Genomic DNA, 16,218 nt, shown 5'->3' with positions numbered 1-16,218 from the left:
ACCCATGCACAACATGCCGACCGAGGAATGGCACGCCTTCGTCGCCCGCAGCACGGGCACCGGACGGTTCGCAACCGTCGGGGCCGACGGCCTCCCGAACATCAGCCCCGTCTGGTACGTCTTCGACGGCCAGGACTTCCTGTTCACCACCGGCGGGCGCACGGCCAAGGTCCGCAACCTGCGGCGCGACCCCCGGGCGTCGATGTGCGTGGCCGAAGACGCCCCGCCGTTCGCCTATGTCGAGGTCCGTGGCGACGTAACGCTCAGCGACGACCCCGCCGAACTGTACGACGTCGCCTTCCAGGCCGGCGCCCGGTACATGGGCCAGGACCGGGCCCAGGAATTCGGCAAGCGCAACGCCGTCCCCGGCGAGCTCGTCGTCCGCCTGCGCCCCACCAAGGTCATCGCCTACGGCGGCGTCACCGACTGACCAACACCGCGGCGCTGCCCACGCCACCCCGCACGGGCACCCGTGGAGGGCACCGTCCCACCATCACCCCCACACCCGCGGTACCGCCCCCGCCGGATCCCGAAGAGGTTCCCGTCAGGCCGTCAGCCACGACGCCCCGATGGGACGGCGCGCCAACCGGCTCCGCGGCTTCGGCGAGTCCGACTCGCCGTGGCTGTCCACCCTCGCCGCCGACGCGGTTTTCCGCGTGGCTCCGAATCAGATGAAGAGGTCCTCATGAACTCCACCGCAACCCTGTACCTGAAGCGCCTCGGTGTCGAGGCTGAGCCGCCGTCGGCCGAGGCGTTGGCCCGTCTGCATCGCGCACACGTCGAGCGGGTCCCGTATGACACGTTCTGGATACACCTCGCGCAAGGGTGGGGCATCGACCCGGTCGAGTGCGCGCACAGGATCGCCACCACCCGACGCGGGGGCTACTGCTTCCAGCTCAACGGCGCGTTCCACACGCTGCTCACGGAACTCGGATACCAGGTCAGTCTCAACGTGGCCGGCGTCTACCTGGAGTCCGGACCGGACAAGGACACGCTGCTCAACCACACCACGATCATCGCCGAAGGCCTTCCGTCCGACACGAACCCGAGCGGTCGCTAGTGGGTCGATGTCGGCCTGGGCGACGCCCTGTACGACCCCGTGCCGCTCGTCCAAGGCGCTTATGCACAGGGGCCGATGCGGTTCGGGATGGAAGCCGTCGAGCCTGAAGGCCTGGGAGACTGGCGTCTGACCCATGACCCCTCGGGCTGGTTCACAGGGGTGCTCCTCGTCGACCAGCCTGTCGAGATGAACGTCTTCGCCAAACGGCACCACTTCAACGCGACCTCACCTGAGTCGGGGTACGCGAAGGTCGTCACCGCGCAGCGACGCCACGCGGAGGGAGTGACACTTATGCGCGGATGCGTCCTCACGCACGCCAACGGTCGTGACGTCACAGAGCACACGTGTGAGTCCCTTCCCGAGTGGGTGGACGTGCTCGAGAGTGAATTCGACCTGTCCTTCGACGACGTGCCTGAAGAAGCCATGGCAGCTCTGTGGACCTCAGTGCGACGCACCCACGACGAGTGGCTCGCATCCCGCCTGAGCGCCTGAGAAGCCGGCGACACGACAGACGCCGGTCTTTGCTGCCAAGGCTCTTCCTCCTTGACTCGGACCGATGAGCCGGAACGAGCTGCGCGAGGCGAGCACCGGCCCGGCCGCCTCCGCCGGCCTGAACGTGGAGCGGGCTCTCACCGCCGCAGTCATCGACGAGGTCGTCGACCAGCCGGGCGCACTGCCCATGCTCTCCCTGCTGGAGACCTGGCGCCGTCGCCGTGGCCGGTTGCTGACCCTGGCGGCGGTCACGTCACTGCACAGGAAGTAGGTCTGGTCCATGTGCGACGCCTGCCAGATCGTGACTTGCCGGTGCGGGCGACGAGCCGGAGGTCGTTCCAGGTCAGCGGCTGGGTGGCGGGGTTGAAGCCCTGCCGCGTGACGTAGACCAGGAAGTAGTCGGCGCCGTGACTGGCCTGGTCGTGCAGCTTCACGGTGAAGTTGCCGCCGGAACCGTTGCGGTACAGGCCGTTCCAGTTCCGCATGGCGTTGGGGTCGTCCTGCCAGGCCTGCCGGCACATCGGGTCCTGCTGGGCCATCGCCGGGTTCTGGAAGTCGTTCCCCCAGCGCAGCCAGCAGCCGTGGTTGCGCGAGGCCGGGTCGACGACCGAACCGTGGGCGACGGCGGTGCCGCTCCACGGGATCAGGCTGAGCAGGGTCGGCAACGCGCGATTGCGCCACTTCCGCACCCCGTGGCGCATTCGCTCCGTTCGACGGGCGGTGGCCCGTCGGTGTGCGACGGCCGGTGGCCCGTCAGAGCCGGTCCAGTTCCTTCGTGGTGCGCCCCAGGTAGGCGACCGAACCGTCCCCGGGGACGTCGATCTCGTGGAAGCCCATGCGGTCGTAGAAGGCCCTGGCCCGCGTGTTGGCGGTCACCATCGCCAGGTGGACGGCCGGTACGCCCTGGTCCTGGAGGGCCGCGAGGAACGTCCGCATCAGGCGGCGCCCCCAGCCGCGGCCCTGCCACTCGGGCAGCAGGTCGATGTGCAGATGGGCGGGGTACGCGGCCACCTCGGGGACCACCATCCGCTCGGGGTGGTGCAGCAGGTGCGCGATCGCCTCGTCCGGGGTCCGCGGCGGCCCGGCCGGTTCCGGGTAGCGGCCGGCGACCAGGGGGAGCCAGGCCGTGCGGAAGGACTCGGCGAAGCGCGGCGTGTCGGCCGCCCCCAGGATGTAGCCGACCGCCCGCCCCTCGCCGTCGTCCAGCACGAAGGCCAGGTCGGGCTCCAGGTGGACGTAGGGGGCCGCGAAGGTCACCGGGAAGACCCCCGGGTCGGCGTAGTGGGGGCGGCTGTCCTGGCCTTGGTGCGCGGTGCGGACGCAGATGTCGTCGAGGGCCGGCCGGTCCTCGGGCCGGTAGCGGCGGATGGCGAAGGGCTCGGTCATGGCGGCATCGTGCCCGTAGTGGGAGCGCTCCCTCAACTTCCTGCCGCGGGGCGGCCGTTGTGCGAGACTCCGGCCATGACCACCGTGAAGCGGCTGCGCGAGGCCGCGCTCGCCCTGCCGGAGACCCAGGAGGGCACGCACTCCGGGACGGAATCGTTCTCCGTGCGGGGCAAAGCGTTCGCCTCGCTGACCGAGGACGGCTTGGTGTGGCTGCACCTGCCCCCGGAAGAGACGGAGGCGGCGCCGGCCGCTCACCCCACCGGTGAGCGTCTGCTGCACAGGGGGACGCCGATCGGGTTCCGCGTGCCGCTCGCGGACGTCGCCGGCAAGAGCCTGAACGCCCTGGTGCGGGCGTCCTGGTTCCGTCGCGCCCCGCAGCGGCTCGCCGCGTCCCTCGCCGCGGCGGAGGCGGCGGCCGACCGGCCCGGCGGTGACCTGCCCGCCGGGATCGGCAGGCCCGCCACCCGGGCCCTCTTCGGCGCGGGCCTGACCACGCTGGAGCAGGTGGCGGAGCGCTCCGCGGGGGAACTCCTCGCACTGCACGGGGTCGGGCCGGAGGCCGTACGGGTGGTGTCGGAGGCGCTGCGGGAACGAGGACTCGACCTGCGGCAGTGACCCCTGGCGACTCCCCCGTCGAGCGCGGCTTAAGGGGACGGCCAGGGGTTACCCGGCTCACATGGTGAAGCTGCATATTCCGGGACGAAAAGAACACCACCACGCGGACGACGCTCCGCCTCAGACCTCCGCTCCGCCTCGGGGCTCCTCCGCTTCTCCCCCTCCCCCGGCTCCGGCGAAGCCCGGGCCGGGCCCCGAGGTGGAGCGCGCGGCGCCGGACACGCCGAGCGAGCTGCCCCGGAAGTCCTGGGGCGCGGTGCTGAAGGGGAGCCTGCGGGAGTTCAAGGACGACGAGCTGACCGACCGGGCGGCGGCGCTGACCTACTACGGGGTGCTGGCGCTGTTCCCGGCACTGCTGGCGCTCGTGTCGCTGCTGGGCCTCACCGGCCGGTCGACCACGGACAAGGTGCTCGACAACGTGCAGCAACTGGCCCCCGGCCCGGTCCGCGACATCATCACCCGGGCCGTCGAGCAGTTGCAGGGCAATGCCGGTGTCGGCTCGCTGATGGCGATCGTCGGCCTGGTCCTGGCGGTGTGGTCGGCCTCCGGCTACGTGGCGGCGTTCATCCGCTCCGCCAACGCCGTCTACGACATGCCCGAGGGCCGGCCGGTGTGGAAGCTGCTGCCGGTGCGGGTGGGCGTGACGGTCGCGCTGATGGTGCTGGCCGTGATCAGCGCGCTGATCGTGGTCTTCACGGGCCCGCTGGCCCAGCGGCTGGGAACGGCGCTCGGGCTCGGCGACACGGCGCTGACGGTGTGGTCGATCGCGAAATGGCCCGTCCTGGTCGTGCTGGTCACGGTCATGATCGCGCTCCTGTACTGGGCGGCCCCGAACGCCAAGGTGAAGGGGTTCCGCTGGATCACCCCGGGCAGTGCGCTGGCCCTGCTGATCTGGCTGATCGCCTCCGCCGGCTTCGCGGTCTACGTGGCGAACTTCGCCTCGTACAACAAGACCTACGGGACGATGGCCGGGGTCATCGTGTTCCTGATCTGGCTGTGGATCACCAACCTGGCGATCCTGCTGGGTCTGGAGTTCGACGCGGAGACGGTGCGGCAGCGGGCCATCGCCGGTGGTCATCCGCCGGAGGCCGAGCCGTACACCCAGCCGCGTGACACCACCACGTGGGACGAGCAGGACCGGCGCCGGCTGGAGGAGACCTGACGCTCAGCCCATGAGCCCGGCGGCGACCGTCGCGCCCAGTTCCCAGCACCGCTCGACGTCGCCCTTGTCCGGCTCGCCGGTGACCGTCACGGCCTCGGCGGCGCGGCGCCAGCCGAGGCCCGTGGTGATCGACTCGACCCCGCGGACCGCTCCGGTGACGTCGTTGCCGCCGTGCACCCAGTAGCCGAAGGGCCGGCCGCGGGTCGCGTCCAGGCACGGGTAGTAGACCTGGTCGAAGAAGTGCTTGAGGGCGCCCGACATGTAGCCGAGGTTCGCGGGGGTGCCGAGGAGGTAGCCGTCGGCGGCGAGCACGTCGGAGGCGGTGGCGGACAGCGCGGGTACGCGTACGACGCGGACGTTCTCGATCTCGGGGTCCGTGGCGCCGGAGACGACGGCCTCGAACAGCGCCTGGCAGTTGGGCGAGGGCGTGTGATGGACGATCAGCAAGGTGGCCACGGCACCCGACCTTGCCGCCTGGGCCCCCGTCGCCGCAAGCGGAGACGGGGGCCGGTGTCGCTCAGGTGCCGGGGCCGGTGTCGCTCAGGTGCGGCCGCGGCGGATGAGCAGCCAGGCCACGAGCACGGCTCCGGCGCCCGCCAGCAGGGCGGCCCGGTGGTCGCGCACCGGCTGCGGGGCCTTGTCCCGCCAGACCTGCTCGGCCTGTGCGGCCCTCTGCTTCACCGGATCGGGCAGCCTCTCCTCCACGGCGTGCGCGACATGCGCGGCCTTCTCCCTGGCCTCGTGCGCGGCGGCGGTGCCCTTCTGCTTCACCGGGTCGGGCAGCTTCTCCTCCACGGCGTGCGCGACGTGCGCGGCCCTGGTCCGGGCCTGGCCGCGCCAGGCGTGTGCCTTGGTCTCGGCCTGTTCCCTGACCGCCAGCGCCTTCTCGCGGGCGCGGGTCTTCATATCGGCCCGGTCCGCCAGCTGCTGGACGGTGTCCCCCAGTTCGTGGCGGGTGCGCTCGACCTGGTCGCGCAGTTCCTCCTGGCTGCGAGCCGTGGGCTCGTCGTGCGGGGGCTGGGTCATCGTTGAGCACTCTCCTTGATCTCGGCCACATCGGCCTTCACGCTGTCGATGGTCCGTTGCGGGGCGGGCGGGGTGGCGCTGCGCACCTGCTTGCGGCCGGCCAGCGCCGTCAGGCCCGTGGCGACGGCGAGGACGCCCGTGACGATCAGCGCCGCCGCCCAGACCGGCAGCGGTACGGCCAGGGCGGCGATCGCCGTGGCCGCGAGGGCCTGGAGCGTGACGAAGCCCAGCACCCCGGCGCCGCCGAACAGGCCGCCGCCCTTGCCGAAGCGTTTGCCCTTCTCGGTCATCTCCGCCCGGGCGAGGCGCATTTCGCCCCGTACCAGCTCGGAGAGCTGTTCCGTGGCGCGCTGCACCAGCTCGCCCACGGGTTCGTCGCCCGCCGTCGGCGCGGCCCCCGCGCGAGCGGCGGTGGCCGTGCGGTCCGTGTCCGCCATGACGATCACCTCCCGGTCCGTCGATGCGGGCCGGGTACCCCGGTGCGGGCGGGAAGGACACCTGGTCGGACAAGTCGTGGTGACGATGCGTGGCCGGCGCGAGACCTGGTACCCGTCCGTCGCCCACCTACGAGAAAGGGAGGTACCGCCTTGTCACAGGTAGAGGAATCCATCGAGGTCCGCGTGCCGGTGCACACCGCCTACAACCAGTGGACCCAGTTCGAGACCTTCCCCCGGTTCATGGACGGCGTCGAGCGCATCGAGCAGCGCACCGACACGCTGACGCACTGGGTGACGAAGGTCGGCGGCCAGGAGCGGGAGTTCGACGCGGAGATCACCGAGCAGATCCCCGACGAGCGCGTCGCCTGGACCACCGTGGGAGGCGAGGCCCGGCAGGCCGGTGTGGTGACCTTCCACCGCATCCAGGACGACACCACCAAGGTCATGCTGCAGATGGACTTCGACCCCGGTGGCGTGGCCGAGACCGTGGGCGACAAGCTCGGGTTCGTGAAGCGGCAGGTCTCCGGTGACCTGCGGCGCTTCAAGGAGTACATGGAGGCCCGGGGCACGGAGACGGGGGCCTGGCGCGGCGAGGTCTGACCGCACGGCGACGGAAGGCCGCCACCACCTGCAGTGGTGGCGGCCTTCCGCTGTGCCGGTGCCTCTGTGCCGGTCCGTCTGTGCCGGTGCCTCTGTGCCGGTGCGTCAGGCCACGGGGGCGGCGACGCCGCTGCGCAGCAGCTGCCGGGCCTGCCGGACCAGGTCGTTCAGGCGCAGGGCGAGCTCGGCCGCGCCGGCGTAGAGGCTGTGGACGGCCTGGAGGCGTTCCAGGCGCGGTGCCAGCGCCGACAGGGCGATGGCCGCCGCGACTCCGGCCCAGGCCACGGGGCCCAGCGGGGTGCAGCCGAAGAAGTGGCTGACGCCGGGGGTCTGCACCAGCGCGGCCAGGACGGCGGCCGAGCCGAGGGCCGTGACCCACACCAGGGGGCTGTGGCGCCGCCCGGAGAGGGTCTGCACCAGCTGGGCGCCGACCACGCCGCACAGGGCCATGGTGGTGGACCGGCGTTCGGTGCCGGGCGTGAGGCGGCCGATGAGGTACGCCGTGACCGCGCCGAGGCAGGTGGTGATGCCGCGGCGGCGGATGGAGCGCAGCAGGGGCGCGCCGAGGACGTTCAGGCCCATCGGGCCGGTCGCGGCGTGCTCCGCCGTCGAGGGGTCGTCGCTCGGTGTGACGGCCACCGCCATGGCCGGGAACATGTCCGTGAGCAGGTTGACCAGCAGCAGCTGACGGGTCGACAGGGGCGAGGCGCCGGCCAGCAGGGTGCCGAGGACGCTGAAGCCGACCTCGCCGGCGTTGCCGCCGATGAGGATGCTCACGGCGTCGGCGACGCTGCGCCACAGGGCGCGGCCCTCGACGACCGCGTCGACCAGGACGGACAGGTCGCCGGTGGTCAGCACCAGGTCGGCGGCGTTGCGGGCGGCGGCGGAGCCGCGGGACTCGATGCCGACCCCGACGTCGGCGGCGCGGATGGCGGCGGCGTCGTTGGCGCCGTCGCCGGCCATCGCCACGACCCGCCCGGCCTGCTGCAGGGCCTCCACGACGTGCAGCTTCTGCTCGGGGGCGACCCGGGCCACGACGCCCGCGCCGCGCAGGGCCCGGACGCGTTCGCCGCGTTCCATGGCGACCAGCTCGTCACCGGTGACCACCTCGGTCTCCTCCGGCCAGCCCAGTTGCAGGGCGATGGCGCGGGCGGTCTCCGGGTGGTCGCCGGTGAGCATGACGGGCAGGATGCCGGAGCGGCGCAGTTCGACGAGCAGGGCGTGCGAGGTCTCGCGGGGCACGTCCGCGAGCGCGACGAAACCGCTGAACTCCAGGTCGGCGAGCGGTGCGTCGAGTTCGCTCTCGGCGGCGTCGGCCCGGCAGGGTCGCCGGGCGACGGCGAGGACGCGCAGTCCCTGCGCGGCCAGCTCGTGGGCGGTGTCGGTGGCGTGCGCGGGCAGGTCCCGGCAGGCGGGCAGGATCGTCTCGGGGGCGCCCTTGACGACGAGGAGCTCACCGAAGTCGGGGTCGCCGTCGCGGCCGACCGCCGCGGCGTAGCCCCGCCGGGTCTCGAAGGGCAGCTCGCCGGTCGGTGTCCAGCCCTGGTCGGGCGGGGCGACGTCGAGGACGGCCTCGTCGGTGGCGTGGGCGACGCGGCGTCCCTGCCCGGTCTCCTCCTGGGGGCAGGCGCGCGCGGCCAGGCGCACGATCGGCTCGGCCTGTTCGGTGTCGGTGGCCAGGACGGTGCCGTCGGAGGTGGCGACGCGGACCAGGCGCAGCTTGTTCTCGGTGAGGGTGCCGGTCTTGTCGAAGCAGACGGTGTCGACCCGCCCGAGCGCCTCCAGGGTGCGCGGGGTGCGGACCAGGACGCCGCGCCGGGACAGCCGGCGGGCGGCCGCCATCTGCGCGACCGTCGCGACGAGCGGGAGTCCCTCGGGGACGGCGGCGACGGCGACCGCGACACCGCCGCTGACGGCGCGTCGCACGGGGCTGCCGCGCAGCAGGGAGAGCCCGGTCACGGCCGCGCCGCCGGTGAACGTCACGGGCAGGGCCTTGCGGGTGAGTTCCTGCAGCCGGGCCTGGACGCCGGCGGGCGGCGGGGTGCGGGCGGCGAGGGTGACGGCGCGGCCCGCCTCGGTCTGGTCGCCGGTGTCGACGACGAGTGCGGTGGCCCGCCCGGCCACGACGGTGGTGCCCTCGAACACCATGCAGGCGCGCTGGGCCACGGGCGCGCCGGGCGTCGCCTCGACGGCCTTGGTCACCGGCAGCGACTCGCCGGTGAGGGCGGACTCGTCGACCTCCAGGCCGTCGACGTCCAGCAGCCGGGCGTCGGCGGGTACGACGTCGCCGGCGTCGAGGCTGATCTCGTCGCCGGGCCGCAGCCGGGCGGCGTCGACGGTGACCGTGCGTTTGCGGCTGTCCTGCCTGCGGGCCTTGGGCTGCTGGCGGGCTGCCAGCCGGGCCAGGGCCTGTTCGGCGCGCAGCCGCTGGAGCCCGCCCGTCACGGCGTTGAGGTCCATGGCGCCGACGACGAGCAGCGCGTCGACGAGCGAGCCGAGCAGCGCCGAGGCGACGGCGCCGGTGGCGAGGACCGGGGTGAGCGGGTCGTCGAGTTCGCGGCGGACGGCGCCGGCGGCCTGCCACGTCCAGCGTGCCGGTGCGGCGGCGGGATGGCGGCCCACCCGGGCGATCCGGCGGCGTGAGCGGTCGGCGAGCAGGGCGAGTCCGCGGGGCTCTCCGTCGGGGCCGGTACGTCCCAGCCGGGCGCGGGCCTCGTCGGGTTCCAGGGCGTGCCAGGGGATGTGCAGCCGGGGCGGGGGCGGGGTGGCCCGGGCGACCCGGGTGGCTTCGAGCCAGCCGGCGAGCAGGGCGTTCGCGGCGGCGATGTTGACGGGGGCGTGCCGGGTGAGGGGCCACAGGAGGTGCCGGCCCGGGGGCTGTCCGCCGCGGGCGACCAGGAGGCCCGACAGGGCGGCGCCCGCGCGGGCGAGGGTCTGGGAGCGGCGTCCGACGCGCCGGGCGGCCGGGATCGCCGTCAGCAGTCGCCAGACGTCGGCGAGTCCGCCCGGTGCCAGCGCGTCGGCGCCCCAGGGGACGGCCGCCCGGCCGTCGGTGAGGGCGACGGCCACGTCACCGGCGGGCAGCCCGGCGCCCACGTGCCCGTCGCCGGACTCGTCCAGGCGGGCGACGGTGACCACCACGTGCCCGCTGTCCTGCAGGGCCCGTACGACGTCCGAGAAGGGCTTCGCGCTCGGGGCGACCTCGTCGGCGAGGCGGGTGATGTCCTTCAGGTCGGAGCCGCCGGCGATGACGACGTGCAGTCCTGCCCTGCGGGCGGCGTCGAGGACGGCCTCGGCGAAGGGGTGGACCGGGTCGTCGGGCAGGCCGTCGGAGTCGTCGCTGCCCTGCCGCAGGCTGCGCAGGGCGTCGGCGTGCAGGACGAGGGCGTCGGCGATCTCCAGCTGCCGCAGGCGCTCCCCGCTGCGCACGAGGATGCCGGCCCGGGCGAGGAAGGTGCCGAGGGTCGCGCTGAAGGCGGCCGGTCCGTACCGGGCCGCCTTCGGGGATCCGGCGAGGACCGCTTCGGCCGCCTCCCGCGCGCTGTGGGTGACGAGGAGGGTGGCGGCGGCGCCGGCGAGGCTGCCGGTGCTGGCGTGGGAGGCGTACTCCTGGGCGGGTGTCACCTTGAGGGGCGGGCGGGTGCCCGGCGGGCACGGCACGCTGGTGCGCCGTTCGCGGCAGACGTCGTCGTGCAGCGCCTCGAAGGCCGCGGCGCGGGCCACGGCTTCGGTGAGCTGGCTGCCGCGCAGCAGGCCGTCGAGCACCAGGGCCAGCGGTGACTGGCCCGCGCCGTGCGCGGCGGCGTTGACGGCGGCGAGGACGAGTTCCATGCCGGACTTGCCGAACCGCTGCCGGAGCAGGGCCCGGAAGCGGGGGTTCTCCCGCAGCAGGGTGACGGTGGCGGTGACGATGCGTGAGGTGGGGGGCAGGCGCAGCGAGCGGCCGGCCAGGGCTCCGGCCGCGCCCGCGGCGTCGAGCAGGATCGCTCCCGCGGCGACGCGCACCTCGCGGGGGTCGCCGGGGTGGGTGGCCTCCTCGGCGACCGGATCGGCTCCCTCGGTCAGGCCGAGGCGGGCGGCGAGCGCGGTGGCGCGCTCGGTGACGCGGTCGGTGGCGGCGTCCTCCACGACGGTGATCACCAGGCGGGAGAGTCCCCCGTCCCAGTACGCGGTCAGCACGTCCGGGTGGTCGATCAGGTCCGCGGCCACCTTCCGGGCGAGGGCGCCGGCGTCGCCGTCGGCGTGCCGCAGGGCGAGGTGGAGGCGTTGGCCCGCCGTCCAGTGCTGTCCTCCCGTCAGGGCGTTGCGCGCGACGTTGCGGACGCGGCGCGTGGTGTCGTAGACGGACGTCACTCCCTGGGCGGTGCTGCGGGCGGCGCCTGCGGCCGCCCCGGCAACGGCCCCGACGAGCGGGGCGACGTCGAAGCGTGTGAGCATCTGCTGGTGTTCCCGACTCAGCCGGTGGGGTGGCTGTCGTGTCCGTGCCGGTGGGCGTGCTCCCGGTCCGTCTCCTCGTGGGTGCCGTGATGCGCGGTGGCCTCGGCGACCTGCTTCAGTGCGGAGGCGGTGGCGGTGTCGCCGACCTTGGCGGGTTGGTCGTGGACGTGGTGTTCGGGTCGGTCGTGCCGGTAGTGGGACGCGGCGAGCCGGTCGCCGGGGCCGTACGCGGAGGTGTCCTGCCGGTCCGGCCGGTCCTGGGCGGAGGGGCGCTCACCGGTGGTGCCGGTCTGCGTCCCGCCGTTCTCCGACGCGCCGTCGGGCCGCTGTCCGGGCCGCGGCTGGGTCAGCCAGGCGACGGCGGCGCCGGTCAGCGCCACCGGCCACTCCACGACCCCGGCCACGCCGAGCACACCGGCACCGGCGTAGACGGCCATCCGGCGGCCGCGCGGCGAGACCGCGCCGATCCGGTCCAGGGCGTCTCCGGCGACCTTGCCGACCTGTTCCGCCCCGGGCAGGTGCTTCAGGCCCGAGGCCACCGCCCGCAACGGCTGCGGAAGATCGGACGAACGTGACGGTTCCTGGTTCATGTCGACCTCCACGAGCGCGTTGTCCAGCGGCTTCAACCGGTTTCCCAGCTCCTTGCCCCATATTCCGCCTTCGGTGGAGCGAGCGCTTGTCTTGTTCGGCCGAGGCAGGTTCGCGGGGGGTCACACGACCGTCTGACCGTCGTGGATCCCGCCCTGGCAGCGCTTGGTGTACGACGGCGATCCGTTGCCCACGGCGGAGATGATGATCATGCCGCCGCCCGCGATGCACTGGCTCGCGGTGACGTCCGCGGGGCGGGCCGCGGCGTGGGCGGGGACGGCCGGCGCCGCCAGGACCAGGGCGGTGAGCAGGGCGTACGGCAGCTTGCGCATGGGGGCTCCTCGGATGGTGCGGTCCGGGCGTGGGTGCCGTATCAGCGTCGCCAGGGCGGGCGGGGGCCGCCACCCGGGAGGAGGGTCCGGGTGCTCCGGTAGATCGATCGATGTAGTCGTCGCCTCGGCGTACAGCACGATGTGCGGCGCCCGGCGGCGGGCGAGCATGGTCCGCGGACGTCCTCCCGTACCGGCCCCTCGTCTGCCCGAGGAGACTCGTCATGTCCGAAACGCCCAGGGCGCGCCTGCCGCGCCGCACCGCCGTCGCCGCCGTGGCCCTGTTGGTCGCCGCGACGGGAACGACGGCGGCCGCACAGCGACCGGCGCCGGTCGCGGACGTGCGCGCCGACGTGAACCAGGACGGCCGCGTGGACGTCGCGGGGACGTCCGACGAGGCGGGCGAGGAGGCGTGGCGCCCGGGACGCGGTGCGGTCTTCCTCGCCAACGTCGACGACGACTCGCGGCGCTGCCGGATGCGCCCCGGTGACCTGGACCGGATCGACCCGGCGGTGGACGAGCGGCTGGCGGCCTGCCACGACGCGGCGGACGAGCGGGTCAACGGGGTGCGGGACGAGGCGGATCTCGCCCCGTTGCGGATCCCGCCCTCGCGGGTCGGCGAGGGCGCCTCGGGGCGGGTGGAGGTGGCGGCGGCGCAGGCGCCGTACGTGCGGCTGTTCGTCCGGCGTGACGGGGCGCTGCGGGTGCTGCGCGGGCCGCTCACGGCCCGGGAGCTGCGGGCCGGTGCCGAACTGGCCCTGGAGGGCAGGGACATCGTCCGCGACCCGCGGCGCTGGGACGGCGAGGTCACCGTCACCCTCACGGTGACCGACCGGGGGCGCACCGCCTTCGACCGGGTGCGGCTGAAGGTGGCGCCCGTGCTGTTCCAGCACGACCTGCAGCGCGCCGAGCGGGTCTTCGCGGCCCGGCCGGGCCCGGGACGCGGTGTCCCGCCGGGGCCGTGGAGCGTGGGTGAGGCGTACCGGCCGCGGGAGTGGCGGCCGTTCGCCTCCTCGCTGGTGCGGGCGGCCGGGGCCGCGGGGCTGTCCCGGCGGGACGTGACCTTCACGGCCGGTACGGAGCAGTGGTGGCGGGACATCTGGCGGCAGGACATGGTCGAGCCGGCCGTGGCGAGCGTCCCGGCGCCCGGTGGCGGGGCGCACCGCATGCGGGTGCTGCTGCGGGCGCCGGTGCTGTGGGCGCCGCCCGAGGGCGGCGAGGCCACGCTGAGCAGGTCGGCCCGGCTGCTCTTCCGCGACTTCCGGGGGCCCGATGTCGGGGTGGTGCAGCAGTTCACGCCCGGGCGCGGGCCGAGCGGCATCGACCTGCAGAACTTTACCGGCAACTTCGAGTCGGTACCGCCGTACGAGGGACACCCGCACGGGCGGGTCCTCTACGGCTCGGCCCCGCACCGGGCGCCCGACCCGGCGTTCGTGCGGATGATCGAGGCGCAGGGCAGGCAGCCGTCGATCACCGTCGACACCTCGTGGCTGCTGGTCGGCCACGTCGACGAGACGGTCCACGTCGTGCGCGCCGGCACCGGGCGCGGCTGGACGCTCGCGGTCGCCGACCCCCGCCGGGCCGTGGAACTGCTGCGGCAGGCGCGGAACGCCGGGGAGGGCGGGCAGCGGATGTTCGCCGACACGTCCGCCGGGCGCACGCCCACGGTCGACGCCCTGCTGGCGGACGAGGACTTCCTCGCCGGCAACGAGGAGGCGGCCCGGCGCATCGACGACCAGATCGCGGTGCTGCTGCGGGAGACGGGCCTGTCCCGCGACGACCTGGTCCGCCTGCCCGTCCTGTACGCGATGACCTCCGTCGCCCCGGGCACACCCGAGGGTGCCGTCGCCTACTCCCCCAGCATCGCCAACGGCCTGTCCCTGACGGCGCGGGACTACGCGGCGCCCGATCCGCACGGGCCGAGGGTGCGGGGCCGCGACCTGTTCCGCGCCGCCACCGAGGAGGCCCTGGCCGCAGGCGGGGTCCGGGTGCACTGGGTGGAGAACTTCGCCTGGTCGCACCTGGCGGGCGGGGAGGTGCACTGCGCGACGAACGCCCTGCGGGACACCTCCGGGGACGCGCCCTGGTGGAGCACCGGCCCGGGCCGGTGACCTGGCTCCGGCGCTCTTCGGAAGCCTTCCGTGTCGGCGCGGGCGCGCCGGGTACTCAGAGCAGGCAACGCAGGCCGTCACGGGTCCGGGCACCGCACGGCAGCGCGGTGTCCGGTTGGGCGAATGGAGTGGTCATGACGCAGAACGGTGATGACGTGACGCTCGTCCGGCGACCGGGTGTCCCCGACCTCCGGCCGGCGGCGCCGCAGTCGCCCGAGCCCGCGCCACCCCAGGACGCACAGGCCGACGAGCCGCCGCAGGAGCTGCCCCTGGACCGCAACCAGGCGATCCTGGAGGCGGCCAAGCAGGTCGGTGCCCTGCTGAAGCGGAAGGGGCACCTCTTCGCACTGGCCGGGAGCGTGGCCGCGTACGCCCACGGCGGTGAGAAGAACCTCCAGCACGACGTCGACTTCGCCATCCGGCCCGAGGACGCGGACGCGGTCGCGGCCACGCTCCGCGAGGCGGGGCTGACGGTCTACACCCCGCCGGAGGACTGGCTGATCAAGGCCACGTGTTTCGGCCAGCCGGTCGACATCATCTTCGAGCTGGCGCACCGGCCGGTCGGCGCGGACATGCTGGAGCGGGCGGAGGAGCTGTCGGTCGACTCGGTGCGGATGCCCGTACTGGCCCCGACCGACCTGCTGTGGAGCCTGATCGCCGCGTTCTCCGAGCACCACTGCGACTTCGGGGCGGCCCTGCCCATCGCGCGTGCCCTCCGGGAGAAGGTCGACTGGGAGCGGGTGCGGCGCGAGTGCGGGGACGCGCCCATGCCCGCGGCCTTCTTCTTTCTCCTGGAGCGCCTGAACGTCATCTGAAGGAGCACCCATGAGCACCCACGGTTCGAAGGACACGGGCGGCGGGACGCCGGCCGAGAACCTGGACTACCGCATCGCCCACCTCCAGGACCGCCTCGCCTCGGGCGAGCTGGGGGAACTGGGCGTCCGGGTCGAGGCCCGCGGGCAGTCGGTGCTGCTCACCGGCACCGTGCCCTCGGCGCCCTGCCGCGACGAGATCCTGCGCACCGTCGAGGAGGAGTTCGCCGGAGTCCCGGTGCACAGCGACCTCGTCGTCACCGAGGCGTCCTCCCCCGACCACGCGGAGGAGCTCGCATGATCCGCATCGCAGCCGTCGGAGACATCCACATGGGGCCCGACAGCCAGGGCGTGCTCCGCCCCGCCTTCGAGACCCTGCCCGAATGCGCCGACCTCCTGCTGCTGGCCGGGGACCTCACCCGGCACGGCACGCCCGAGGAGATGCGGGTGGTGGCCCGGGAGGTCCGGGACCTCGGCGTCCCCGTGGTCGCCGTCCTGGGCAACCACGACCATCACGACGACCGGCCGGACGAGGTGTCGGCCATCCTGCGGGACGCCGGCGCCCATGTCCTGGAGGGGCAGGGGACGGTCGTGGAGAGCGGCGGGGCGCGGATCGGCGTGGCCGGCACCAAGGGGTTCGGCGGCGGATTCGTCGGCCGCTGCGCCGGGGAGTTCGGCGAGCCGGTCATGAAGGAGTTCGTCCGGTACTCGCGCCGCAGCGCCGACGCCCTGCGGACCGCCCTGGAGCGGCTCGGCGAGGAGGGCTGCGACGCGCGGATCGCCCTGACCCACTACTCCCCCGTGGCGGACACGCTGGCGGGCGAGCCGCTGGAGATCTACCCGTTCCTGGGCAGCTACCTGCTGGCCGAGGCGATCGACACGGCCGGGGCCGACCTCGCGGTGCACGGGCACGCGCACGCCGGCACCGAGCACGGCATGACGAGCGGCGGCGTGCGGGTGCGCAACGTCGCCCAGCCGGTGATCGGGCGGGCCTTCCACGTGTACCACCTGCCGGTCCGGGAGCCCGCCACGAGCGGCGCCGGAGCACAACAAGCCGGTTAGACCGACCCGTTCCCCTGCCGCCGCCCGCGGTTGGCCGGCGGCGGGGTTGGTGGGGCCCCCCCCCCCCCCCCGCCCCCCCCCCCCCCCCCCGCGGTGTAACC

At 74.1% G+C, this 16,218-nt stretch carries 16 protein-coding genes and 2 pseudogenes; 10 read left to right on the top strand and 8 right to left on the bottom strand.

Annotated elements, in window-relative coordinates:
• The first annotated feature begins 4 nt into the window (after window positions 1–4).
• The 3 genes and pseudogenes from ABZ948_RS13305 to ABZ948_RS13295 all read left to right on the top strand — a co-directional run bounded on the left by ABZ948_RS13305 (window position 5) and on the right by ABZ948_RS13295 (window position 1,823).
• Window positions 5–430 (top strand): PPOX class F420-dependent oxidoreductase, encoded by a 426-nt coding sequence (locus ABZ948_RS13305; protein ID WP_359759026.1) that lies wholly within the window; start codon window positions 5–7, stop codon window positions 428–430.
• Window positions 431–685: 255 nt separating this feature from the next.
• Window positions 686–1,552 (top strand): annotated as a pseudogene (locus tag ABZ948_RS13300) (arylamine N-acetyltransferase family protein).
• 64 nt (window positions 1,553–1,616) lie between these two features.
• On the top strand, window positions 1,617–1,823 hold the full coding sequence (locus tag ABZ948_RS13295; RefSeq protein WP_435857488.1) for an nSTAND1 domain-containing NTPase: 207 nt from the start codon (window positions 1,617–1,619) through the stop codon (window positions 1,821–1,823).
• Here ABZ948_RS13295 and ABZ948_RS13290 read toward each other — a convergent pair.
• Window positions 1,802–2,253, bottom strand: a pseudogene (locus ABZ948_RS13290) (lytic polysaccharide monooxygenase); the annotation flags it as partial. The gene ABZ948_RS13295 and the pseudogene ABZ948_RS13290 overlap by 22 nt on opposite strands.
• A 52-nt stretch (window positions 2,254–2,305) precedes the next feature.
• Window positions 2,306–2,938, bottom strand: a complete 633-nt coding sequence (locus ABZ948_RS13285) for a GNAT family N-acetyltransferase (RefSeq protein ID WP_359759025.1) — start codon at window positions 2,936–2,938, stop codon at window positions 2,306–2,308.
• A 75-nt stretch (window positions 2,939–3,013) separates the two neighbouring features.
• On the opposite strand from ABZ948_RS13285, the gene ABZ948_RS13280 reads away from it, so the two are divergent.
• Together ABZ948_RS13280 and ABZ948_RS13275 are read left to right on the top strand one after the other, a co-directional pair.
• Window positions 3,014–3,553, top strand: a complete 540-nt coding sequence (locus tag ABZ948_RS13280) for an MmcQ/YjbR family DNA-binding protein (protein ID WP_359759024.1) — start codon at window positions 3,014–3,016, stop codon at window positions 3,551–3,553.
• Window positions 3,554–3,614: 61 nt separating this feature from the next.
• Window positions 3,615–4,715 (top strand): YihY/virulence factor BrkB family protein, encoded by a 1,101-nt coding sequence (locus tag ABZ948_RS13275; protein WP_359759023.1) that lies wholly within the window; start codon window positions 3,615–3,617, stop codon window positions 4,713–4,715.
• Between the two features lie 3 nt (window positions 4,716–4,718).
• Here the strand turns inward: ABZ948_RS13275 and ABZ948_RS13270 are convergent, their stop codons facing one another.
• The 3 genes from ABZ948_RS13270 to ABZ948_RS13260 all read right to left on the bottom strand — a co-directional run bounded on the left by ABZ948_RS13270 (window position 4,719) and on the right by ABZ948_RS13260 (window position 6,178).
• Entirely contained in the window at window positions 4,719–5,171 is a 453-nt protein-coding gene (locus ABZ948_RS13270) for a flavodoxin family protein (protein ID WP_359759022.1), read from the bottom strand.
• Window positions 5,172–5,255: 84 nt separating this feature from the next.
• Window positions 5,256–5,741 carry a DUF3618 domain-containing protein gene (locus ABZ948_RS13265; RefSeq protein ID WP_359759021.1) on the bottom strand — a complete coding sequence of 162 codons (486 nt, stop codon included), beginning with the start codon at window positions 5,739–5,741 and terminating at the stop codon, window positions 5,256–5,258.
• On the bottom strand, window positions 5,738–6,178 hold the full coding sequence (locus ABZ948_RS13260; protein WP_359759020.1) for a phage holin family protein: 441 nt from the start codon (window positions 6,176–6,178) through the stop codon (window positions 5,738–5,740). The genes ABZ948_RS13265 and ABZ948_RS13260 overlap by 4 nt, the downstream gene beginning before the upstream one ends.
• Window positions 6,179–6,328: 150 nt before the next feature.
• Here ABZ948_RS13260 and ABZ948_RS13255 point away from each other — a divergent pair, with 150 nt between their 5' ends.
• Complete coding sequence (locus tag ABZ948_RS13255) at window positions 6,329–6,778, top strand: SRPBCC family protein (RefSeq protein ID WP_359759019.1); 450 nt, start codon at window positions 6,329–6,331, stop codon at window positions 6,776–6,778.
• Between the two features lie 105 nt (window positions 6,779–6,883).
• Here the strand turns inward: ABZ948_RS13255 and ABZ948_RS13250 are convergent, their stop codons facing one another.
• The 3 genes from ABZ948_RS13250 to ABZ948_RS13240 all read right to left on the bottom strand — a co-directional run bounded on the left by ABZ948_RS13250 (window position 6,884) and on the right by ABZ948_RS13240 (window position 12,135).
• Window positions 6,884–11,215: a cation-translocating P-type ATPase gene (locus ABZ948_RS13250; RefSeq protein ID WP_359759018.1), complete on the bottom strand. Its 4,332-nt coding sequence runs from the start codon at window positions 11,213–11,215 to the stop codon at window positions 6,884–6,886.
• Window positions 11,216–11,232: 17 nt separating this feature from the next.
• Window positions 11,233–11,805, bottom strand: a complete 573-nt coding sequence (locus ABZ948_RS13245) for a hypothetical protein (protein ID WP_359759185.1) — start codon at window positions 11,803–11,805, stop codon at window positions 11,233–11,235.
• A 120-nt stretch (window positions 11,806–11,925) separates the two neighbouring features.
• Window positions 11,926–12,135 carry a hypothetical protein gene (locus ABZ948_RS13240; RefSeq protein WP_359759017.1) on the bottom strand — a complete coding sequence of 70 codons (210 nt, stop codon included), beginning with the start codon at window positions 12,133–12,135 and terminating at the stop codon, window positions 11,926–11,928.
• Window positions 12,136–12,356: 221 nt separating this feature from the next.
• Here ABZ948_RS13240 and ABZ948_RS13235 point away from each other — a divergent pair, with 221 nt between their 5' ends.
• The 4 genes from ABZ948_RS13235 (at window position 12,357) to ABZ948_RS13220 (ending at window position 16,117) form a co-directional block, all read left to right on the top strand.
• Window positions 12,357–14,243 (top strand): protein-arginine deiminase family protein, encoded by a 1,887-nt coding sequence (locus ABZ948_RS13235; protein WP_359759016.1) that lies wholly within the window; start codon window positions 12,357–12,359, stop codon window positions 14,241–14,243.
• Window positions 14,244–14,377: 134 nt separating this feature from the next.
• Entirely contained in the window at window positions 14,378–15,058 is a 681-nt protein-coding gene (locus ABZ948_RS13230; RefSeq protein ID WP_359759015.1) for a nucleotidyltransferase family protein, read from the top strand.
• Between the two features lie 10 nt (window positions 15,059–15,068).
• A complete protein-coding gene (locus ABZ948_RS13225; protein WP_359759014.1) occupies window positions 15,069–15,356 on the top strand; it encodes a BON domain-containing protein in 288 nt (95 codons plus the stop codon).
• A complete protein-coding gene (locus ABZ948_RS13220) occupies window positions 15,353–16,117 on the top strand; it encodes a metallophosphoesterase family protein (protein WP_359759013.1) in 765 nt (254 codons plus the stop codon). Before ABZ948_RS13225 ends, ABZ948_RS13220 begins: the two co-directional genes overlap by 4 nt.
• The last annotated feature ends 101 nt before the right edge of the window (window positions 16,118–16,218 follow it).

Origin of the sequence: Streptomyces olindensis (assembly GCF_040645895.1) — a bacterium.
GTDB lineage: Bacteria > Actinomycetota > Actinomycetes > Streptomycetales > Streptomycetaceae > Streptomyces > Streptomyces olindensis.
This window is presented reverse-complemented; position numbering and strand designations above follow the sequence as displayed.